At 72.9% G+C, this 21418-nt stretch carries 19 protein-coding genes; 13 read left to right on the top strand and 6 right to left on the bottom strand.

Annotated elements, in window-relative coordinates; translation table 11 throughout:
* Positions 1 to 61 precede the first annotated feature (61 nt).
* The 3 genes from dop (at position 62) to FED44_RS15735 (ending at position 2727) form a co-directional block, all read left to right on the top strand.
* Positions 62 to 1579 carry a depupylase/deamidase Dop gene (dop, locus tag FED44_RS15745; RefSeq protein ID WP_117408704.1) on the top strand — a complete coding sequence of 506 codons (1518 nt, stop codon included), beginning with the start codon at positions 62 to 64 and terminating at the stop codon, positions 1577 to 1579.
* A 293-nt stretch (positions 1580 to 1872) separates the two neighbouring features.
* Entirely contained in the window at positions 1873 to 2346 is a 474-nt protein-coding gene (locus FED44_RS37335; RefSeq protein WP_244301972.1) for a response regulator, read from the top strand.
* A 24-nt stretch (positions 2347 to 2370) separates the two neighbouring features.
* The gene (locus FED44_RS15735; protein ID WP_138461127.1) at positions 2371 to 2727 is read left to right on the top strand and encodes a PepSY domain-containing protein; all 357 of its coding nucleotides are present in this window, start codon (positions 2371 to 2373) and stop codon (positions 2725 to 2727) included.
* A gap of 56 nt (positions 2728 to 2783) precedes the next feature.
* Here FED44_RS15735 and FED44_RS15730 read toward each other — a convergent pair whose 3' ends face one another.
* Positions 2784 to 3899: a serine/threonine-protein kinase gene (locus FED44_RS15730; RefSeq protein ID WP_165900812.1), complete on the bottom strand. Its 1116-nt coding sequence runs from the start codon at positions 3897 to 3899 to the stop codon at positions 2784 to 2786.
* Between the two features lie 256 nt (positions 3900 to 4155).
* Here FED44_RS15730 and FED44_RS15725 point away from each other — a divergent pair, with 256 nt between their 5' ends.
* The gene (locus FED44_RS15725) at positions 4156 to 4368 is read left to right on the top strand and encodes a ubiquitin-like protein Pup (protein ID WP_117408698.1); all 213 of its coding nucleotides are present in this window, start codon (positions 4156 to 4158) and stop codon (positions 4366 to 4368) included.
* A gap of 97 nt (positions 4369 to 4465) precedes the next feature.
* Here FED44_RS15725 and FED44_RS15720 read toward each other — a convergent pair whose 3' ends face one another.
* The 3 genes from FED44_RS15720 to FED44_RS15710 all read right to left on the bottom strand — a co-directional run bounded on the left by FED44_RS15720 (position 4466) and on the right by FED44_RS15710 (position 10724).
* Entirely contained in the window at positions 4466 to 6055 is a 1590-nt protein-coding gene (locus FED44_RS15720) for a phosphatase PAP2 family protein (RefSeq protein WP_138461126.1), read from the bottom strand.
* Between the two features lie 105 nt (positions 6056 to 6160).
* Complete coding sequence (locus tag FED44_RS15715; protein WP_244301970.1) at positions 6161 to 9400, bottom strand: glycoside hydrolase family 38 N-terminal domain-containing protein; 3240 nt, start codon at positions 9398 to 9400, stop codon at positions 6161 to 6163.
* 61 nt (positions 9401 to 9461) lie between these two features.
* Positions 9462 to 10724 (bottom strand): Gfo/Idh/MocA family protein, encoded by a 1263-nt coding sequence (locus FED44_RS15710; protein ID WP_244301968.1) that lies wholly within the window; start codon positions 10722 to 10724, stop codon positions 9462 to 9464.
* A 315-nt stretch (positions 10725 to 11039) separates the two neighbouring features.
* Here FED44_RS15710 and prcB point away from each other — a divergent pair, with 315 nt between their 5' ends.
* The 5 genes from prcB to FED44_RS15685 all read left to right on the top strand — a co-directional run bounded on the left by prcB (position 11040) and on the right by FED44_RS15685 (position 16028).
* Positions 11040 to 11855, top strand: coding sequence for a proteasome subunit beta (gene prcB, locus FED44_RS15705; protein ID WP_208759019.1), 816 nt, complete (start codon positions 11040 to 11042; stop codon positions 11853 to 11855).
* A 21-nt stretch (positions 11856 to 11876) separates the two neighbouring features.
* A complete protein-coding gene (gene prcA / locus FED44_RS15700) occupies positions 11877 to 12713 on the top strand; it encodes a proteasome subunit alpha (RefSeq protein WP_117408749.1) in 837 nt (278 codons plus the stop codon).
* A gap of 157 nt (positions 12714 to 12870) precedes the next feature.
* The gene (locus tag FED44_RS15695; RefSeq protein WP_117408750.1) at positions 12871 to 13557 is read left to right on the top strand and encodes a hypothetical protein; all 687 of its coding nucleotides are present in this window, start codon (positions 12871 to 12873) and stop codon (positions 13555 to 13557) included.
* A 69-nt stretch (positions 13558 to 13626) separates the two neighbouring features.
* The gene (gene pafA, locus FED44_RS15690) at positions 13627 to 14985 is read left to right on the top strand and encodes a Pup--protein ligase (RefSeq protein WP_117408751.1); all 1359 of its coding nucleotides are present in this window, start codon (positions 13627 to 13629) and stop codon (positions 14983 to 14985) included.
* A 71-nt stretch (positions 14986 to 15056) separates the two neighbouring features.
* Positions 15057 to 16028 carry an FKBP-type peptidyl-prolyl cis-trans isomerase gene (locus tag FED44_RS15685; RefSeq protein ID WP_117408752.1) on the top strand — a complete coding sequence of 324 codons (972 nt, stop codon included), beginning with the start codon at positions 15057 to 15059 and terminating at the stop codon, positions 16026 to 16028.
* A gap of 82 nt (positions 16029 to 16110) precedes the next feature.
* On the opposite strand, the gene FED44_RS15680 is transcribed toward FED44_RS15685, so the two are convergent.
* A complete protein-coding gene (locus FED44_RS15680; RefSeq protein ID WP_279633869.1) occupies positions 16111 to 16980 on the bottom strand; it encodes a chitosanase in 870 nt (289 codons plus the stop codon).
* Between the two features lie 249 nt (positions 16981 to 17229).
* Between FED44_RS15680 and FED44_RS15675 the strand changes: the two genes are divergently transcribed.
* Positions 17230 to 17955, top strand: coding sequence for a helix-turn-helix transcriptional regulator (locus FED44_RS15675; RefSeq protein ID WP_396698175.1), 726 nt, complete (start codon positions 17230 to 17232; stop codon positions 17953 to 17955).
* A 14-nt stretch (positions 17956 to 17969) separates the two neighbouring features.
* A complete protein-coding gene (locus FED44_RS15670) occupies positions 17970 to 18446 on the top strand; it encodes a DUF3291 domain-containing protein (protein ID WP_138461125.1) in 477 nt (158 codons plus the stop codon).
* Here the strand turns inward: FED44_RS15670 and FED44_RS15665 are convergent.
* Positions 18392 to 19459, bottom strand: a complete 1068-nt coding sequence (locus FED44_RS15665; protein WP_138461124.1) for a DUF3866 family protein — start codon at positions 19457 to 19459, stop codon at positions 18392 to 18394. The two genes, FED44_RS15670 and FED44_RS15665, sit on opposite strands and share 55 nt — an antisense overlap.
* A 38-nt stretch (positions 19460 to 19497) precedes the next feature.
* Between FED44_RS15665 and FED44_RS15660 the strand changes: the two genes are divergently transcribed.
* Entirely contained in the window at positions 19498 to 20439 is a 942-nt protein-coding gene (locus tag FED44_RS15660) for a helix-turn-helix transcriptional regulator (RefSeq protein WP_117408325.1), read from the top strand.
* Positions 20436 to 21389 (top strand): helix-turn-helix transcriptional regulator, encoded by a 954-nt coding sequence (locus FED44_RS15655; RefSeq protein WP_244301966.1) that lies wholly within the window; start codon positions 20436 to 20438, stop codon positions 21387 to 21389. The genes FED44_RS15660 and FED44_RS15655 overlap by 4 nt, the downstream gene beginning before the upstream one ends.
* Positions 21390 to 21418 lie beyond the last annotated feature (29 nt).

The following is a 21418-nucleotide window of genomic DNA, read 5'->3' as shown; positions in this document are numbered from 1 at the left end:
GGCATAGAGAAAGGGCTAGGCTCGGATATGACGACGACGGCCTGACACGGGCGGGGTGGGAATGACGGTTCGGCGGGTGATGGGCATCGAGACCGAGTACGGCATCGCCGTGCCCGGTCAACCGGGGGCGAACGCGATGGTGACCTCCTCACAGGTCGTCAACGCGTACCTGGCGGCGTCGGCCGCCCGCGCCCGCCGGGCCCGATGGGACTTCGAGGAGGAGAACCCGCTCCGCGACGCCCGGGGATTCGATCTCGCCCGTGAGGTGGCCGACCAGAGCCAGCTCACCGACGAGGACCTCGGGCTCGCCAACGTGATCCTCACCAACGGCGCGCGTCTGTACGTCGACCACGCCCATCCTGAGTATTCGACGCCCGAGTGCACCAACCCCAGGGCGGCGGTCATCTGGGACAAGGCGGGCGAGCGGGTGATGTACGACGCGGCGGTCCGGGCGTCCGCCGTCCCCGGCAACGCGCCCATCCAGCTCTACAAGAACAACACCGACGCCAAGGGCGCCTCGTACGGGTGCCACGAGAACTACCTCATGCGCCGGGCCACGCCGTTCGCGGACATCGTCCGGCACCTGACCCCGTTCTTCGTGTCGCGGCAGGTCATGTGTGGCGCGGGGAAGGTCGGCATCGGCCAGGACTCGCGCGGCGAGGGCTTCCAGATCAGCCAGCGCGCCGACTTCTTCGAGGTCGAGGTCGGGCTGGAGACCACGCTGAAGCGGCCGATCATCAACACCCGGGACGAGCCGCACGCCGACCCGGAGAAGTACCGCCGCCTGCACGTGATCATCGGCGACGCCAACATGTCGGAAATTTCGACATATTTGAAGCTCGGTACGACGGCCCTGGTCCTGGCGATGATCGAGGAGGGATTCCTCACCATCGACCTGGCGCCGGAGTCGCCGGTCGCGGCGCTGCGCGCGGTGTCCCACGACCCGACCTGCAAGTACGAGATCGCGCTGCGCAACGGGCGGAAGATGACCGCCGTGCAGCTGCAGATGGAGTACCTGGAGCAGGCCCGCAAGTACGTCGAGGACCGCTTCGGCTCCGGCGTGGACGACCTGACCAAGGACGTGCTCAACCGCTGGGAGTCGGTGCTCACCCGGCTGGCCGAGGACCCGATGCAGCTCTCGCGGGAGCTCGACTGGGTCGCCAAGCTGGAGATCCTGGAGGGCTACCGCACCCGCGACAACCTGCCGTGGTCGCATCCCCGTCTGCAGCTGGTCGACCTGCAGTACTCCGACATCCGGCCCGACCGCGGACTGTACAACCGCCTGGTCGCCCGGGGCCGGATGCAGCGCCTGGTGACCGACGAGGACGTCGACCGCGCGGTCGAGACGCCGCCCACCGACACCCGGGCCTACTTCCGCGGCCGGTGCCTCCGTCAGTACAGCGAGTCGGTCGCCGCGGCCTCCTGGGACTCGGTGATATTCGACATCCCCGGCCGAGAGTCGCTCCAGCGCGTGCCGACCTTGGAGCCACTGCGCGGCACCAAGGCGCACGTGGGCGACCTGCTCGACCGGTGCCGCACCGCGGCCGACCTCGTCGCGGCCCTCACCGGCGAGGCCTGACCCGCCACCGGCCACGAGAGGACGCCGGCGGGGTCAGCCGTGCCGGGAGATCCGAGGGGCCGGCACGCCGCCGGGGCAGCGCACCTCGATCTCCAGCCTGCCCTCGTCCGACTGGAACCTCACGCGGGCGCGGTGGTCCGGGCCCGGGTCGACGTCGTCGACCCGGAAGCCCTGGGCAGGGGTCCACGACTGGAGGCGCGCCAGCCCGCCGTCAGGCGATGACGCTGCCCGCGCCCGTGGAGATCAGCTTGCGTGCCGCCGCGGGCTCAGCCTCGCGCGTACGGGTGTCGGGCGTGCGGGCATCGGCTGCTCCGCCGGGCCGCCCGGCGGCCGTCCGAGCCGACAGCGATCGCGGACATGCCGTCTCCTCCGCCTCCAACACCCTCGACGGCCTCCGGTCGGCCGTGGAGGACCGTCCCGACCTCATCGTGCTCGATCTCGGTCTGCCCGACATGGACGGCGCCGACCTGTTACGCATGCTCCGCACCGTGAGCCGCGTCCCGGTGGTGGCGTTCTGGTCGGTGCTCGCCGAGGACCAGGCGAGGACCGTCACGCTCGACCTGGCGGCCGGCCCGCTGCGGGTCGCGGTCTCCGCCGACGACCTAGCCGCCTGTGTGGACGCGCTGGTGGGCAATGTCTTCGCCCACACCCCGGACGGCGCGTCGTTCCGGGTCGGCCTGGCCCCCGGGGGGACGACCGGCCCGGACGGCCGGGGCGGCGGGGTCCTGCTGACGGTGTCGGACGCCGGGCCGGGTTCGCGGCCCTAGCATGATCGCTGTGACGGTGGGGTCATGAGTAAGACAACGAGCATCGCCATCGCAGCCGCCGCCACCATCGCCGCTCTGGCCGCCGGGGGCACGGCCGTCGCCTCGGCCTCCGCCCCCGCCCAGGCGCCCGCTCAGACATCGGCCGCGTCCTCCGCGGCCACGGCACGTTCGGCCGTCTCCTCCTCCGGGTTCACCCGGCGGCAGGCGATCGTCATCGCGAAGAGACGGGTGCCCGGCGCGCGAGTGATCAAGGCCGAGCGGGAGTGGGAGCACGGCCACCGCACCTGGAAGGTCGAGCTGCGCAGAGGCCACCGGGAGTACCGGGTCTACGTCTCGATCGCCACCGGACGGATCGTCAAGTTCCGCACCCATCACAGCTGACCGAGGAGCACGATCCGGCCGTCCTTCGCGCCGGGCCCGGCCGGTGGCCCCACGTTTCACAGGGGGGCGGCCGGCGGGCGTGGGCCGTCCGGGTGACCTCCACCGAGATTCCGGGGATAGCCGGGACCGGAGGGACTGGTCAGGCCGCCGGCACCGCCGGGACGGCGCGGACGGCCGGGCGGCGCGGGCCAGCGCGGGACGCCCCCTCGCTGGCGGTTCTCTCCGTGCGGAAACCCGGCGGTCAGCTCGCCCTGCCGAGGGGGCGCGCCGAGAGCGGGGGAGTGCCCGTACGGGTTGGTCCTGGCACGGCTGGGCAGCTCGCCGGAGGTGCGGCCCGGCGCGGCGGCGGGGATGCCCTGCCGCCGTAGCACCTCCACCAGCATCTGCATGGCCTGCTCGATCGTGAGGCGGTCCAGCGGATCACGTCGCAGCAGGCCCTCGATCAGGGGCCGCAGCGGGCCCGCCCTGCGCGGCGGGTCCGGCTCGCGGCCGAGCATCATCCCGGCCGACAGCGGGCCCATGCTCGGGTACGGCGGCCTGCCCTCCACACCGCAGTACAGCGTGGCGCCGAACGACCACAGGTCGGCGGTGGGGGTGAGGGCCTCGCCACGAAGGCGCTCGGGCGCGAGATAGGCCCCCGACCGCGTCACGGGCACCGTCGCCGGTCCCGTCACGTCCCGGTCGAAGGCGGCGATGCCGAAGTCGGTCAGCACCACCCGGTCCTCGGTCAGCGTCACGTTGCCCGGCCGGATGTCCCCGTGGACCACGCCCATCGCGTGCGCGTGCCGTACGCCCGAGAGGAGCTGGAAACCGACCCAGGCGGCCCAGTGGACCGGCAGCCGTCCGAGATGACGCACGGTGTCCCCGAGCGTGAGCCCCTGGAGCAGCTCGGTGACGATCCAGAGACGGCCCTTGTCCTCCAGGAGGTCGTGCACGGTGATCACGGCCGGATGGCTCAGCCGGGCCGCCGAGCGGGCCTCCCGCAGCGCCTGCCTGCGGGCCGCGGGCAGGTCCGCCACGTCCACACGGTACGGCGGCTGCACTTCCTTGATCGCGACGTCGCGTTTGAGGCGAAGGTCATGGGCCTGCCACATGATCCCTCCGCCGTCCCGCCGGAAGGGGGTCAGCAGCTTGTACCGATCCGCCAGCAGTTGCCGTGCGTGCGATGCCATCGACCACCCGTGCGCTAGAGCCAGCCCAGATCCGTGATCCCCCATTGTCGTCCCGTAGGTGGGGGCGCGACGACCAAAGGCGGCCACGAAGAGTGTGACGTCGATAACGATCCGATGTAGAGAAGGCCCATGCCGAGGGCCGATGTGCCCGCCGCGGGCACCGTTCCAAAGATCGCGTGCCCCGGGGCGCGCATTGTCGGTCGGTTCGGGGAAGATATGGGGAGAGGCGTCCCCCCGAGCAGCGGAGGTGTCAGGGATGGCGACCAAGGAAACCGGTGGCGGCCAGAAGCAGACTGGCCGCCAGGAGAACGAGGTCGAGGAAGTCGAGGCGCAGGCGTCTTCGGACGTGCAGGAGCGCCACGAGAAGCTCACTGACGATGTCGACGCGATCCTGGACGAGATCGACGAGGTCCTGGAGGAGAACGCGGAGGAGTTCGTCCGCTCCTACGTGCAGAAGGGCGGACAGTAACCCAGGGGGGAGACGTCTGGGCCGGTGGCGGCGCCCGGGACCATCCGGTGCGCCGGCCGCCGCGCCCCCGTTGCCGGCCGGGCGAGCGCCCGGCCGGTCACCGGCTTCGGCGACCGGGCGGACGGTGTGGGCCAAGTGGCCGATGTGTTCGGTGTGACCGGTCGCGGAGCAGCACCCACCACGCCACGGCGACCCACGGAAGCGCCAGCAGCGCGCTCGCGAGCACGCCTATGGGGTGCTGCGTTCCACGGTAGATCTGCGACAGGGCGCACAGCAGCGGGACGAGCACGGCCGCCGCGCCCGCGGCCAGTAGCCAGGGGCGGCGTGCCGCACTGTGCCGGACCAGCACCACGATCGCCGTGAAGAGGGCCACCACGCCGGCGACCTGGCCGGAGGGGAAGCCGGACGTCAGCGGCGGCCAGGACTCGTGCACGGCGACCGCCAGGCCGGCCGCCGGATCGCCGGGTGGGGCGACCGGCGGGGCGGTGGGCCGGACGATGGTCAGGTCGCCGGGCAGACGGACGGGCTCGGCGGGCTGGGAGCGGCCGACGGCCGCCGCGGCGGTGAGGACCAGGGCCAGTTGCCCGGCCGTCGCCACGAGCAGGAACAGCGCCGGCCGTGCGCGCCGCAGCACGGCCAGGACGAGAGCGCAGGCCGCGAGGGCGCCGGCGAGGATCCACGGAGTGCCTCCGATCCGGCTGCCGAACGCGGCCACCCCGTCCAGCACCGGACCACGCAGATCGGCCACCCACCGGACGACCACGTGATCGGCGACCGCCAGGGCCGTGCTCCCGGACGCCCGGGTGAGCAGCAGCCCGGTCCCGAACAGCGCCCCGAGGACGAGCACCCAGGCCGTCAGCGCCTCCGCCGCGGCGCGCCAGGGACGCGGCAGCGGCTCCCGGCCCCCAGTCTCCCGGCCCCCAGGCTCCCGGCCCCTGTGCGGTCCGGGCCGCGGGGCCGCGGCGTCCTCCAGGACCGGTCCCTCATCCGGTGAGGTGCCGGGCACGACCTCCGGACGCCAGGGCCGGAAGGCCGCGGCGGTGACCCACAGCCAGACCAGCCCGAGGAGCCAGCCGCCGATCACGTCGCTCAGGTGGTGCACGCCGAGCGCGACGCGGGTGAAGCCGACGAGCACGACGAGGCAGGCGACCGCGGCGACGGCGAGGGCACGCGCCCGGCGAGGCGCGAGCGGCGCGAAGACCAGCAGCAGCACGCCGTAGGAGACCAGGGAGCTCATGGAGTGCCCGCTGGGGAAGCTCAACCCGGTCGCCGTGGCCACGGGCTCGGCCACGACGGGACGCAGCCTGCCGATCAGCAGCTTCAGCACGGGGTAGAGGATCAGCGAGCCGAGCGACGTGGCCACGACGTAGGCGGCCTGCCGTACCTCGCGCCGGACGAGCAGGAGAACCGTGGCGAGGACCAGCACACAGGTGAGGACGGTGCCGCCGCCGAAGTCGGTCAGCGTGCTGAGGATCTCCAGGGTGAGCGCGTCGCCGGCCACCAGTCGGTTGAGATCGTCGGTCACGGCCCGGTCGGCGGCGTACAGCGGCTCCCACCGGCCGGCCACCAGACCGGTCAGGAGTGCGAAACCGGTGCCCGCCAGGCTCACCACGGCCAGTCCCGGCGCGCCGCGGAGAGCGAAGCGTTCCAGGCGGCCCGGCTCCAGGCGGTGCGACCGGTCCAGCATGCCCTCCTCCTGCCCCACTGATGCTCGCCCGGTGCCGGAGGCGAGTGGATATTTCCCCTACCCCGGCCGGGCCGTCGGAAAAGCGCTGGCCGGGAGGGTGCCCGGTCAATCCTCCGAGAGGTGGATCGTGGCGATCTCGAAGGGCCGCAGGCGGAGCCGTACGCATCCGTCCCGCACCGGCAGCGGACGCACCGGGGAGCCCAATGCGTCGGCCGTCCAGGCCGCGGTGAAACCGCCCCGCACGACCGCCTCGGTGACCGTGGGATACTCGGCCACCAGGCGGACCTCCAGCCGTCCGTCCCGCTCGCGCAGCGCCGCCATCACCACGCCCTCTCCCGACACCGACAGCCCGACGCCCGGTCCGGCGTCCGGCCCGCGACCGGGCTGAGCCGCCCGGCCGGCGCCCGGTACGGCGAGCAGATCATGGCGGAACTCCTCCGCGAGTCGCGGCAGCCCCACCTCGTGCCACTCGCCCGCGTACGGCAGGACGGCGAGGCGCACCGACAGCGGCCCCTGGCACTGGGCGGCCGGAGCCGGGATCTCGGGGCCCGCCGGCTCGTCCCGGTAAGGGTTGCGGTTCCTGGACAGATGGCCGACGGACCGGACCAGCGTCACCGCCAGCTCCGTCCCGCCCTCGGTGATCTCGTATTCGCTGACATGGTCGAGCAGCACGGCCAGGCCGCCCGCGGCGGCGAACGACTCCGCGGGGAAGGTCGGGATCGGCCGCTCGCCGCCCCCGCCCTCGGCCGTCAGGCCCCGCCGCACCACCGCGAACTGCCCCTCCGCGTACGACTCCGCCGCCGCCCGTGGCAGCGGCGTGTGCCAGCGGACGCGGTGGTCGCGGCAGCGCACGTCCATGGTGATCTCGCACCGCGCGTACGGCTCGCCCGCCCGCAGCTCCACCCGGGTGGTCACGACCGTCCGGACGTCCGCGCCGCCGGACCACCCTGTGTTGCCGGACAGCGCTGTGCCGTCGCCGATCGCGGCAGGCCAGTCGTACTCCCGGACGATCTCGTACACACCGGTGAGCGGGCCCGAGCAGATCTCCTCGACGGAGACGTCCACGGGCCGGTCGAGGAGCCGGTCGATCGGCGGCGGGGCGTGGTTGTAGGTGTCGCCGACGTCCCCGCCGTGGACGACGCGTCCGACCCCGTGGACCTCGGTTCCGTCGGCGGCGAGCAGCGAGAGCGTCCCGTCTGCGGCCACGGACACCCGCAGCAGCCCGTTGTCGAGCACCGGGTCGAAGCCGTACGGATCGACCCGCAGGGGGTGCGCCACCGCGGCCGGCTCCGCGCGCCCGGCGGTCTCCTCCGGGACGGCGGCCTCTTCCGGGACGGAGGCACCGGCAGGCGCGGTGCCTCCGGCAGGCTGCGGGGCTTCGGCGCGGGCGGCGTCGTCCCGGTCGCCGGCGGGTGCGGGGGACCGGGAGGTGAGGACGGAGCGGCCGAGCGGCGGCACGGTGACGAGCGCCGCGACGGTGACCACGGGCTCGGCCACCGTGCGGACGACCCAGAACCCCGGGCCCGCCTCCAGGATCGCCCGCCGCAGGTCCTCGTAGGCGTAGCGGCCGGAGGCGTGACGGCTCACGGTCACGGTGAAGACGCCGTCCGCCGCGTCCCAGGAGACGATCTCGTGGCCGTAGAGCTCACGCTCGTGGACGCGGCCGAGGAGCAGCCGCAGGTCGTCCATGACGGTCTCGTCGAGCAGCGTGGGCGCGTGCCCGAGCCGCTGGAGGGGGACCGCGCGTCCCGCCGCGTCCACCAGCCGGGCGCGGCCTTCCGGCAGGTCGGCGAGCACCAGGCCGGTCCGTTCGAACGGCGAGGGGTTGACGACCACGAGGGAGCCCTTCGGCGCCGCCTCGGCGAGCGCGGCGGCGACGAGGTCCACGACCGCCTGGGCCGTCTGCCCGGCCTCCGCGATCCGCGCGGCCACCTGGAGAGCGGTCTCGTCGGAGCCGCACCCGGTGACGGAGTCGTGCCCGCCGGCGGCGATCACCGCCCGCCACGCCATGTCGAGCAGCCGCCCGGCCGGAGCCTCGCCGAGAGGTTCGCGGCCGGGACCGAGGGGGTTCGCGCGGGCGGCGGACCCGGGCGGCCGTTCCTCCTGGGCATGGCCGGCGGCGTGCCGCCGGGACGACCGGTCCGCGAGCCACAGTGCCGCCAGCGGCTCGGCGTAGCGGATGAGAGTCCGTTCGGCCCGCGCCATGGCCTGTTTGAGCGGGACACGCGCCGAGACGACGCCGGGCAGGATGTTCGCCCGTGCGTGCGAGCGCAGTTCACCCCGCACTCGCGGAACCGTCCGCTCGGTTTCGGCGGACCGGCCGTCTGCCATCCTGTCCGGACGGTCGCCGGCCGTCGTGTCCGGACGGCCGCCCGCGTCCGGGCCCGGGTTCGCCCAGCCTGGCCTCCGCTCCGGCCCATCGTGCGGCCCAGGCTCCGGCCCGTGCTCGGGTTCGTCGGCGGGCTCCGGCGCGACGCCGTCGTCGGCGAGGGCCTCGGCGAGGGTGGCGACGCGCAGTCCGGAAGCGGTGATCTCCCGGACGGGGGCCGAGTGGTCGCCGCCGCACATCGCCAGCAGGGTCTCTCCCGCCGCCCAGCCCTCCATCACGGAGGCGAAGGCGGCGACCCGGTCGGGCAGGCCCTCCGGCGGGCCGGTGAACAGGCCCGACGCGTTGCCGTACCCGCCGGGCAGGTATCTCGTCCTGATCGCCGTGCCGTCGGCGCCGGTCCAGTCGAAGACGTCGCGGTCCACGCGGGCCGGCACGCCGCGCCACAGGCAGGCCCGGCGCAGCCCGGCCAGCGCGAGCATCTGCGGCATCTGCGCGCAGTGGCCGAACTGGTCGGGCAGGTAGCCGACCGGCATCGCCCCGCCGAGCGCGGCGGCGCCGCGCATGCCGTACTCCAGGTTGCGCAGCAGGGTCTCGCCCGAGCACAGGAACTCGTCGGCGAGGATCAGCCAGGGCCCGGCGGCCAGCCGCCCCTCGGCGACGAGACGCGCGACGTCGCCGCGCCGGGACGGCCGGAGCTCCAGGTAGTCCTCGATCGCCGCGAGCTGGCCGTCCATGGTGAACCGGTAGGCGGGATCGGCCGTCATGGCGTCCAGGACCTCGTCGAGCACGCGCACCAGCCCGGCCCGGAACCGCTGGAAGGGGAGATACCACTCGCGGTCCCAGTGGGTGTGCGGAACCACCACGATCTCCCGGCCCGCGCCCGGCACGTCCCGCGCGGGCACGGGCTCCGCCGAGCCGGCAGGGGGTTGCAGCCGGCCCGCACTCGCGGACCGGAGTCCGGCATCGGCGATGGCAGGCGTGGTGGCGGGGGCGGGTGCGCATTCGTCCGCGTTCACGGGCCGGGGCTCCGCCGCATCGGCGGGAGCGGGAGCGGGGTCCGCCGGGCCGGCGGGTGGCTCACGGTCGGCTGACGCGCTCCTCGGCGTGACCGGCTCCACTCGCGCCCTCCTCGGCGTCGCTGCTGTCGGCGCCCCCGGCGGTCGCCTGCGGCGGGGCGCCGGTGGGCTCGCCCGCGCACTCCCCGGCGATCGGGATGCCCGCCCACCGGGCGTACCGGTGGACGATCCGCTGCGCCGTGACGATATCCTCCAGGGCCCCGTCCAGTCCGGTGAGTGGACGTTCGTCCTGCGTGACGAACCGGTGGAAGGCGAGAAGCTGCCGCTCGAATGACTCGGCGACGTCCTCGTGCACGATCGTCCGCTCGGTGGTCCCGACCCGGCACGCGACCGTCAGCCGGGTGGGCGCGTTGAGCAGGTAGGGCGAGGGGAAGCGCAGCTCCATCGAACCGTGCTCGTGGTGCAGCGTCACGATCTCGTGGTAGGCCGGGTAGCTCGGCAGGTGGTGCCAGCGCACGCCGTACCTGCCGGAGCCCTCGGCGGGCAGGGTCCCGCTCAGCTCGACCGACGGCGGGAAGGCGTCGGCGGGCCACACGGCGACGTGGTCCACGGTGTCGGGCGACCCGGTGAACAGCCGCATGAGCGACAGTTCGTGGCAGAGGCTGCCCAGCACGACCTCCGCGTACAGCCGCCGCAGCCGTTCCGACGACGTGCCGAGCGCGGCGGTGAGCGCCTCCTCGTCGGCCTCGGCGTAGGGGGCGACGCGCCCGGGCGCGGGACGTCCGCGGCGCACGCGGGCGAACAGCAGCTGGGAGTCCTCCGACGGGTGCAGCACGGTGGCGTCCAGGTGGCGGACGACGCCCGGCCCGCCCGCCTCGTGCAGCGCCTCCAGCAGCCGCTGGGAGGCGGGGTCGTACTGCTTCATGTAGCCGACCATCAGCCGGTCGCCGGGCAGGCCGTCCAGTTCGGCGCGGCTGTAGGCGAGCGGCTTCTCGGCCAGCACCCACAGGCCGCGTTCGAGCGCGGCCCGCACCAGCGGGCCGTGGGATCCCGGCGTCAGCACGAGGACCGCGTCGAGCCCGCCTCCGCCGGGTCCGCCCCCGTTGAGTCCACCGCCGCCGATTCCACCGGCTCCGTCGAGCATCGCCAGCGGGTCGTCGTACGCCGTTGCGCCGGCCTCCCGGCCGACCGCCTCCGCGAGGTCGCGGTCGAGGTCGCACACGGCGGCGATCCGGAACAGGTCGCGCCGCCGCGCCAGCAGGGGCAGGTAGACGGCCTGCGCGATCACGCCCAGCCCGGCGATGCCCACGTTCACCGTCTTCACGTCCTCACCCTCCCCGGCTCGGCGTCCGGCGTCCCGTGCCCCTGCACCTTCCCCACCGGCGGCGGCGCACAACCACGCCCGGCCCCGCGCCTTTCCCGTACGCCCTGACGTGCGGACACGCCGGCCGGGGCGGACGATCACCTCCGCGTAAAGAGAAGGTCCGGCGAGCGAGCCGGGGTCGTGGACCGGCGCGCCCGGTGATCTCGGTTCGCGCTGAGCTGATCGGGAAGAGTGCAACCAGTGCGCCGACCTGAGTAGGGTCGGGCGTAACAACGCATGCTTGGAGGGAGTCGCGTGGCATCTCAGCCGGCCTGGATGAACAGCCTCTTCATAGATACGGGGTCGTCGTCGTTCACCGAGTTCCTCGGCGCGCACGCGCCGAACCTGCTGCCGACCCGCGCGCAGACGCTGGCGGCCCCGGTGGGCGAGCAGATCCCGCACGCGACCACCATCGTCGCGGCGACCTGCGAGGGCGGCGTGGTGATGGCGGGTGACAGGCGGGCGACCTCCGGGAACATCATCTCGCAGCGGGACATCGAGAAGGTGTTCCGCACCGACGACTACTCCTGCATCGGCATCGCGGGTACGGCGAGCCTCGGCATCGAGGTGGCCCTCCTTTACCGGGTCGAGCTTGAGCACTACGAGAAGCGGGAAGGCCGCTCGCTGTCCACGGAGGGCAAGGCGCACCGCCTGGCCACCATGATCCGCGAGAACCTGCCCATGGCGATGCAGGGCCTGGCGGTCGTGCCGCTGTTCGCGGCCTACGACCCGGCCCGCGACGGCGGCCGGATCTTCAGCTACGACGTGGGCGGCGGGCCGTACGAGCAGTTCGGCTACCACTCGATCGGCTCGGGCTCGATCTTCGCGCGGGGCTCGCTGAAGAAGCTGTACCGGGAGAACAGCAGCCCGCAGGACGCCGTCCTGGCCTGCCTGCACGCGCTGTACGACGCGGCCGACGACGACTCGGCGACGGGCGGGCCCGACGTCACACGACGGATCTGGCCCGTGGTGGCGGTCATCAACGCCGACGGGTACCGCCGCCTGCCGGACGACGAGGTCGCCGAGTTCGTCGAGTCGATGCTGGAGACGCGGATGACCGCTCCAGAAGGCCCGACCGCCCCGCTGCGCTAACCCAAGAGAGGATCACCCCCGGTGTCCATCCCCTTCGGAGGATATGCCTCACCCGAGCAGATCATGCGGGACAGGGCGGAGTACGCCCGAAAGGGCATCGCCCGAGGTCGCAGCGTGGTCGTCATGCAGTACGCCGACGGCATCCTGTTCGTGGCGCCCAACCCGTCCAGGGCGCTGCACAAGATCAGCGAGATCTACGACCGCATCGGCTTCGCCGCGGTCGGGCGGTACAACGAGTTCGAGTCGCTGCGGCTCGCCGGCATCCGCTACGCCGACATCAACGGCTACACCTTCAACCGCAGCGACGTCACCGGGCGCGGCCTCGCCAACCTGTACGCCCAGCACCTCGGCATGATCTTCACCGAGTCGATCAAGTCGCTCGAGGTCGAGATCGTCGTGGCCGAGGTGGGCGACGTGCCCGAGGACGACCAGATCTACCGGCTCACCTTCGACGGCTCGGTGTTCGACGAGCAGGGCATGGCCGTGATCGGCGGCCAGGCCGAAGCCGTGGCGGGCCGGCTCAAGGAGCGTTACCGGGAGGGGCTGCCGCTGCCGCGGGCGCTCGACGCCGCACTGGCCGCCCTCACCGAGCCGGGCGGCGAGCGCCCGCCCGCGACGCAGCTTGAGGTCGCCGTGCTCGACCGGGCCCGGGAGCACCGCAAGTTCCTGCGCCTGACCCCCCCGCGGCTGGAGCGGATCCTGCAGGAGGGCCGGGAGAGCGGCGGAGGCGCCGCGGGCGGGGAGCCCGCGGGCGACGCCACCGCCGAGCACGCCCCCGACACCACTCCCGCGGTGCCGCCGCCCACCGCCCCGCCGATCGCGCCCGAGGGCGACATCGACACGGGCTCCGGCGAGTAGGGCACTCCTCGCCGTACGCGCCACGGCGCCGCGTCCCTCTCCGGGGGCGCGGCGCCGCCGCCGTGTCCGCGGGCTCCTCCGTGGGCCGCGTCAGGGATTGGGCCGCATTGGGGATTCCGGCTCAACCAAAGCCCTGTTTCGCTAGTCTCATCCGGTTGTGACGACATTTGATCTTTTCCGGCGTGCGGGCGTCCCGGCCGTCGCCGTCGCCCTCCTGTCGCTGACCGCCTGCTCCGGCTCCTCCGGCGCCACGGCCACGGCCACCGCCACGGTGACCGTGACGGCGCCGGCCTCCCCGGCGGAGCCGTCCGGCAACACCCCGGAGGCCTCGCAGGCCCCCAGCACGTCGGACGCCCCCGTACCCGCGGCCACGACCCCCGCTCCCCGGAAGACGGAGAAGGCCGGTCCGCCGATCACCGCCGCGACGCCCGACGTCTTCGGCGAGACCTTCCAGTCTGACCCCGGGCACGACTTCACCAAGGGCCTCAGCCCGAGCAGGGACGGCGTGCTGCGCGGGCAGCTGGTCACCATGCAGGACGAGAACGTCGCGGAGTACCGGCCGATCAGATTCGTGCCGGAGGTCGGCGGCAGCACGAACGGCCACTTCGAAGGACCGCCCGAAGGCGACGTGATGGCCTTCGCCGCGCCCCTCGCGAAGAGCGTCGTGTTCCTCAGCGCCGTCGGATGCAAGGGCGACGACCAGACCATCAACAGCCGTTATGTGGGCACCCAGCGCTGTCCCCGCGACAAGCTGATCCTGCGGGCCGACGCCGGTGACCTGCGGGCACTCATCACGGTGCAGAGGGGGCAGATCGTCAAGGTGGTGGAGATTTACGCCCCCTGAGAGCACCTCCGTCGCATTCCCCCGCCTGATCACTGTTCGGCCGCCGGTTCCGGGGAATAGGGTGAGGTGATGGATCGACGCATATTCGGGCTGGAGAACGAGTACGGCGTCACCTGTACGTTCCGCGGGCAGCGGAGGCTGTCGCCGGACGAGGTGGCGCGGTACCTGTTCCGGCGAGTGGTGTCCTGGGGCCGATCGAGCAACGTCTTCCTGCGCAACGGAGCGCGCCTGTACCTGGATGTGGGCAGCCATCCCGAGTACGCAACCCCTGAGTGTGACAACGTCGTGGAGCTGGTGACCCACGACAAGGCGGGGGAGCGGATCCTGGAGGGTCTCCTCGTGGACGCCGAGAAGCGGCTCCGCGAGGAGGGCATCGCGGGAGACATCTACCTGTTCAAGAACAACACCGATTCGGCCGGCAACTCCTACGGCTGCCACGAGAACTACCTCGTGGGCCGGCACGGGGAGTTCGGGCGGCTGGCCGACGTCCTGATCCCCTACCTGGTGACGCGGCAGATCATCTGCGGCGCGGGCAAGGTGCTGCAGACCCCGCGCGGAGCCGTCTACTGCGTCTCCCAGCGGGCCGAGCACATCTGGGAGGGCGTCTCCTCGGCGACCACCCGGTCCCGGCCGATCATCAACACCCGCGACGAGCCGCACGCGGACGCCGAGCGGTTCCGCCGGCTGCACGTCATCGTGGGCGACTCGAACATGAGCGAGACCACGATGCTGCTCAAGGTCGGCGCCACCGACCTGGTGCTGCGCATGATCGAGGCCGGGATCGTCATGCGGGACCTGTCCCTGGAGAACCCGATCAGGGCCATCCGGGAGGTGTCCCACGACATGACCGGGCGCCGCCGGGTGCGCCTGGCCAACGGCAGGGAGGCGTCGTCCCTGGAGATCCAGCAGGAGTACCTCGCCAAGGCGCGCGACTTCGTCGACCGCCGCGGCGGGGACGAGATCGCCAAGCGGGTGCTGGAGCTGTGGGAACGCACGCTGCGCGCGGTCGAGACCGGCGACCTCGACCTCGTCTCGCGGGAGATCGACTGGGTCACCAAGTACCAGATGATTGAACGTTACAGACAGAAGTACGACCTGCCGCTGTCCTCGCCCCGGGTGGCGCAGCTCGACCTCGCCTACCACGACGTCCACCGCAAGCGCGGCCTCTTCTACCTCCTGCAGAAGAGGGGAGCGGTCGAGCGGGTGGCCGACGACGTCCGGATCTTCGAGGCGAAATCGGTTCCGCCGCAGACCACGCGGGCCAAGCTGCGCGGAGAGTTCATCCGCAAGGCGCAGGAGAAGCGGCGTGACTTCACCGTTGACTGGGTCCACCTGAAGCTCAACGACCAGGCCCAGCGGACGGTGCTGTGCAAGGATCCGTTCCGCAGCGTGGACGAGAGGGTCGACAAGCTCATCGCGGGTATGTGATCTCTTACACCGCTCTGACGGCGGGTTCGGGTAGCCTGGCCCGGACCCGCTGTCTGTTTGAGGATTCCCATATGCGCCGTCGTACGGCACTCGTCGCCGCCCTACCTCTCCTGCTCGCCGCCGCCTGCGGAACCGCGCAGAAGAGCACGTCCACCGCGAGCCCCGGGAGCGCCGCCTCCAGCGGCCAGGCCGCTGCCTCGGCCATCAAGGTGACCGGTGCGGCCGGCCAGAAGCCGACCCTGACCTTCCCCTCGGGCAAGCCCTCCCTCACCTCCGCCTCTCTCAAGGTGCTCGAGGGCCAGGGGACGCCCGCCAAGGACGGTGACGTCCTCACCGCGAAGGTCACGGTCTACAACTGGGACGGCAAGGAGAACAAGGCGGCCGGTTCCGACTACGACCAGAACAAGTCGGAGTTCGTGACGGTCAGCCCGCAGCTGCCCAAGGCGCTGCACGAGGCGCTGGTCGGCGCCAAGCCCGGCGGCCGGGTGATGGCCGTGGTCGCCAAGGACAACCTCTCCGCCGATCAGCTCACCCAGGCCAAGCAGCAGGGCCAGGACTTCGACAGCACGTCGCAGGTGCTGGTCATCGACGTCGTCTCGGCCACGCTGAAGTCGGTCCAGGGCACCGCGGTCGACCCGGGCGTCACCGGTGTCAAGCTGGACGGCTCCGCCGGCGACAAGGCCCCCGGGCTCACCACCAAGACCAGCGAGAAGGCCCCGAAGAAGCTCACGGTCAAGACCGTGATCAAGGGCGGCGGCCCGGAGGTGAAGGCCGACCAGACGGTCCTCGCCCACTACGTCGGCAAGATCTGGGGCACCGACAAGAAGTTCGACTCCAGCTGGGACCGCGGCCAGCCCGCGACGTTCGCCCTCAACCAGGTCGTCAAGGGCTGGGCGCAGGGCCTGACCGGCGTCCCGGTCGGCAGCCGCGTGCTCCTGACGATCCCGCCGGAGCTCGGCTACGGCAAGAAGGGCAACGAGCAGGGCGGCATCAAGGGCACCGACACCCTCGTCTTCGTCGTCGACGTCCTCGGCGCCGCCTGACTGCGCCGCCGCACCACCAGAGCCCCGATCCCCGGCCCCGCCCGCTCGCCGGACGGGTGCCGGGCGGATCGGGGGCGACGGGTCAGCCGGGGATCTCGTAGGCGTCGCCGTACACCTTCCAGCGCAGCGGAGGGTCGAGGTCGAGGTTGCCGCTCCTGAGGAACACCCGCTGGGCCGTGTCGACCCGGCTGGTGTCGGCGTGCGCCTCCTCGGTCCTCATCACCGCCTTCCGGGCGTCGAGGAACGCGTTGAGATAGGCGACCTCGTCGCCGCCCTGCGCCGGGGTTCTCGCCTTCCTCATGGCCGTCCTGCGGATGCCGCCGAAGCTGACCGGGTCGGCGCCGGGACCGTGCATGACGATCGCGTCGTAGTAGACGAACTGGCCGAGGGCGCGCAGACCGTCGGCCTCGGCCCGCGCGACGGCCGGATCGAAGTAGACCCGGTCGCGTTCGGCGTCCTGCGCCCGCCGGAAGACCGGGTCGGTCGCGGCGGCGCGCCAGGCCTTCACGAAGCCGGGGCCGAGTCCCCGGTGCGAGGCGGTGCCGTTCACCTTCCGCAGCGCCGGGAGATATCCGGCGAGCGCGCTCCCGGGCCTGCGCCTGGCGTAGACCTCCACCAGGTCGAGCATGTCGCCGGTGCCGGAGCAGAACCCGATGACGCCCGCCGTGTAGCCGCGCCCGTCGTCGATGTCCTCGATGTACGCGTACTGGGCCTTCCAGTCGAGCGAGGAGTTCTCCGCGCTGGAGACGATCTCCATCGCGATCTCCTTCTTCCTCGCGTCCGTGAGGCCGGTCGGCGCGGGCCGTACGGTGATCGACAGGGCTGGGCCGGGGGAGGCGCCGGGGGCGGGGGCCGCGTGCGCGCCCGGCGCAGTCGCCGCGGGGACGACGGCCGCGAGGGCCAGCAGCAGGGCCGCCCGCCGGGGGACATGCCTGATCAGGGGGGTCTGCACGTGCGTCGCTCCGTTCTGCGCCCGCGCCGGGCCGCCCGCCCGGAACCCGCGGAGGAGAGGCGGGGAGGCGGAGCGGGGTGCGCCTGCGGGGGACCGGCCAGGAAGGTTTCCTAACAAATCAGCGCCGCCACGGCGGTGTCAACGCCGGACGGCAACGCGGCGAGGTGCCGGCTCTGGGCGACCGGCGCGGAAAAGGCCGGCGGGAGGGGCACCTAGACTCCCGCTGTGGTGAGCGACGACCTGGAGTCGATGAGCGCGCTGGGCGATCCGGTGCGGCGGGCGTTGTACCGGTTCGTGAGCGAGCGGGGGCGGGACGTGGGCCGCAACGAGGCGGCCGAGGCCGTCGGGGTCCAGCGGACGCTGGCGGCCTTCCACCTCGACAAGCTGGTGGATGCGGGCCTGTTGGAGGCGGGCTTCCGGCGGCTCACCGGCAGGACGGGTCCGGGCAGCGGGCGTCCGGCAAAGGTCTACCGGCGGGCGCGTGAGGAGCGGTCGGTGAGCCTGCCGCCCCGCGACTACCGCACGCTCGCGCTCGTGCTGGCCGAGACCGTCGACCTGCTGGGCGGCGAGGAGAAGGCGGAGGAGGCCGCCCGCCGGGCCGGAAAGCGCCTCGCCGCCCAAGCGGCCCCGGAAGAGGCTTCCGGCGAGGCCGGCGATCTCGCGGAGGTGCTGCGGGAGCGGGGCTACGAGCCGTACGAGGAGGAGGGGCGGATCCGGCTGCGCAACTGCCCCTTCCACGTGCTGGCCGAGAGCCATCCCCTGCTGGTGTGCTCGATGAACGCCGCGCTGTGCGAGGGGCTGCTGGCCGGCCTGGGGGAGACCGGAGTCTCCGCCGCCCTCGACCCGCGGCCGGGGGAGTGTTGTGTCGCCTTCACCCGGGCCGCCGCGACCCCGGAGGCTTTCGCAAACCCGGAGGCTTCCCAGAACACCGGAGCTTCCGAAAACCCGAGGGCTTCTAAAAACAACGAAGATTGACTTAGAATCGGGGCATGCATCTCGCCCAGCTCAACGTCGCCCATCTCAGGGAACCCCTCGACTCCCTCACTCTGGCGGACTTCGTCGCCGCCCTGGAACCGATCAACGCGTTGTCGGACGCCGCCCCCGGATTCGTCTGGCGCATGAAGGGGGGCGAGGATCCCACCGACACGATCCGCCACGACTACGGGGACGACCTGCTCGTGAACTTCTCGATCTGGGAGTCGCGCGAGACACTGTGGAACTTCGTCTACCGCAGCGCGCACCTGCCCGTGATGCGGCGCCGCCTGGAGTGGTTCCACCGGGCCGCCGAGCCGTACACCGTGATGTGGTGGGTGCCCGAGGGCTATCGGCCGTCGCTCGCCGAGGCCATGGCGCGCCTGAGCGTCCTCCGGGCCGAAGGGGCGGGCCCGGAGGCGTTCACGTTCCGTGAGTTCTACGACAGCAGCGAGGCGGCGTCCCGCCCGGCGGCGGCCGAGGTGAGGAAGTAGGCGAGATCCTCCTCCAGGCCGCGGCCCATCGTCGACAGCCGCACGGGTGACGCCTTCAGCGCCTCGTGCAGGCCGTCCACCGGCACCGTGACGATCTCGTGCCGGCCGGCGAGGGTCGCGGCCTGCTCGCTCACGGTGGCCCCGAACGGGCCGGGCAGGACGGGCACGGCGACCCGGGCCGGGGCCAGCGCCACCCGGCCGTACGCGGTGAGCGAGTGGTGCGACACCCCGACGTGCCGCTCGCGCAGGTCGCCCTCGCTCACCCTGAGCGCGGCCACGGGCCGGCCGGACAGCACGGCCGCGGCGTTCACCGCCTCGCCCGCGGCGACGCCGGAGAACCCCCAGCGGGTGCCGGTGCCGAGGTTGCCCGGGCCCTGCGCGACCACCGCGACGTCCGCGCCGAGCACGTGGCGGGCCGCGAGGAGACCGGTGTGCAGCGTGACCGCCTCGACGTCACCGCCGAACGACTGGCCGGTCGTCACGACCCCGCACAGCCATTCGACCTCCCGCAGCTTCGCGCACGACATGGAGAACCACGCCGGCAGCGCCCCGCCGTCCTGCATCACGTACGCCACCCTGATCCCCGGGGAGTCCGCGTACAGGCCGCACAGGATCGCGGGCAGCGCGGAGTGCAGGTCGGCCACCACGACCGGCATGCCGTCGAGCGAGTCGGCCTCGCGCAGCGCCTCGTGGTGGGGGGAGCCCTGCTCGTCCGCGCCGAGCACGGTGGCCTGCAAGGGGGTGTAGCGTGCCTTCACGAGGTGGCCGGGGCCGGAAGGATCTTGCGGCAAACGGTCGGGGACGGCCACCACCATGGCGTACCCTCCCGTACCGAGGCCCATGGCGAGGGCGGTCGTGTTGAGCAGGACGGTGTCGCCCACCTCAGGGCGTCCGACGAGCGGGGGATAGGCGAGTGCCCGGCACTCGCCTTCGGCGACGGCGACGTCGAGTTCCACCGCCCCCGGCCACTCGCGCCGAACCCGCACCACCTCGCCCTTGCGCCATCTGATCACGCCGGAAAGGGTAGCGTTTCCGACGGAAGGGAGGCCCCATGTCGCGGCGGAAGACCGAGCGGCTGCTCAACCTGGTGATCTGCCTGCTCGCGACGCGGCGGCCGCTGAGCGCGGAGCAGATCCGGCAGGCCGTGCCCGGGTACGACCCGGACAACGACGAGGCCTTCCAGCGCATGTTCGAGCGCGACAAGAACGAACTGCGCGAGATCGGCATCCCGATCGAGGTCCACAAGGACCCCTGGGAGGACGATCCCGGCTACCGGATCAGCCGCGAGTCCTACGAGCTGCCCGAGATCACGCTGGAGCCGGACGAGGCCGCCGTCATCGGCCTGGCCGCCCAGGTGTGGCAGCGGGCCAGCCTGGCGGAGGCCGCCAGCGGGGCCCTGCTGAAGCTCACGGCCGGTGGCGTGCACGCCGACCTCCCGGAGAGCCCCCTGGAGCTGCGGGTGGACACCCGCGATCCGGCGTTCCCCGCCCTGTGGGAGGCCGTGCGGGACCGGCGGGCCGTGACGTTCGACTACCGCTCGGCCGGCAGCGAGTCGGTGCTGCGGCGGACGGTCGAGCCGTGGGGCGTCGTCAGCCGGCGCGGCAGGTGGTATCTCGTCGGCCACGACCGCGACCGCGGAGCGCCCCGGGTCTTCCGGCTCAGCCGGATCACCGGGGCCGTCTCCACTCTCGGGCGTCCGGGTGCCTTCACCGTCCCCGAGGGGCTCGACCTGCGGTCGATGGTGGGCTACCAGGATCTGCCCAGGGAGCGGGTCGCGCTGGTGCGCGTGCGCAAGGGGACCTGTCTCGGGCTGCGCCACGCCGCCCAGGCCGTACGCACCGGGCCGGAGGAGTGGGACGAGGCCGAGGTGACCTTCGCCGACCCCGAGCGCCTGGCGGGCTGGCTGGCCAGTCTCGGCCGCAACGCCGTGGTGGTCGAGCCGCCGGACGCCCGCGAGGCCGTGATCCGCCGTCTGAAGGGAGCCCTGCAGTGAGCTCGGACCGGCTGCCGCGGCTGCTCGCGCTCGTGCCGTACCTCATGTCGCACCCGGGCGCACAGGTGCCCGAGGTGGCGCGGCTGTTCGGCCTGTCGGAGAAGCAGCTCGTCGACGACCTCCAGCTCGTCTGGATGTGCGGGCTGCCCGGCCACACCCCCGGCGACCTGATCGACGTCTCGTGGGACGGCGGCGAGATCCTCATCGACAACGCCGACGCGATCGCCCGCCCGCTGAAGCTCGGCGTGGACGAGGCGAGCGCCCTGCTCGTCGCGCTGCGCATGCTCGACGAGCTGCCCGAGTTCCAGGACCGCGACGTGCTCGGACGGGTCATCGCGAAGCTGGAGCAGGCGGCCGGCGACGGCGCCGCCACGGTGAGCAGCCAGGTCCAGGTGGAGATCGGCGCGGCCCCGGACGCCCACGCGGTCATCACCGACGCCGCCCGGCGGGGCCGCAGGCTCTCGCTGCGCTACTACGTGCCGGGCCGGGACGAGATCACCCCCAGGGAGGTCGACCCGCTGCGGGTGGTGCTCGTGGACGGGCAGCACTACCTGGAGGGCTGGTGCTACCGCGCGGAGGCGATGCGGATGTTCCGCGTCGACCGGATCAAGGACGTCGAGGTGCTCGACGTGGCCGCCGACCCGCCGGCCGAGGCGGAGCCGATGGACGTCACCCGGGGCGTGTTCCGGCCGTCGGACGGCGACGAGGTGGTGGAGCTGGAGCTCACCCCCGCCGGGCGCTGGGTGGCCGAGTACTACCCGTGCGAGGAGGTCGCCGAGCTGGGGGAGGGCCGGCTCCGCGTATCGTTGCGGGCTCGTGACCAGTCCTGGCTCGTACGGCTCGCGCTCCGGCTGGGCGACAGCGGCCGGGTGGTGTCCCCGGCGTCCCTTGCCGAGCGGGTGTCGGCCGCCGCCACCGAGGCGCTGGCCGCCTACGAGACCGCGGTCTGACCCTCGGCACCCCGCCTGACCTGCGAGAG

It is taken from the genome of Microbispora triticiradicis (genome assembly GCF_005864065.1).
Classification (GTDB): domain Bacteria; phylum Actinomycetota; class Actinomycetes; order Streptosporangiales; family Streptosporangiaceae; genus Microbispora; species Microbispora triticiradicis.
Note: the sequence above shows the minus strand (reverse complement) of the source record. Positions and strands in the feature narration are given on the sequence as shown.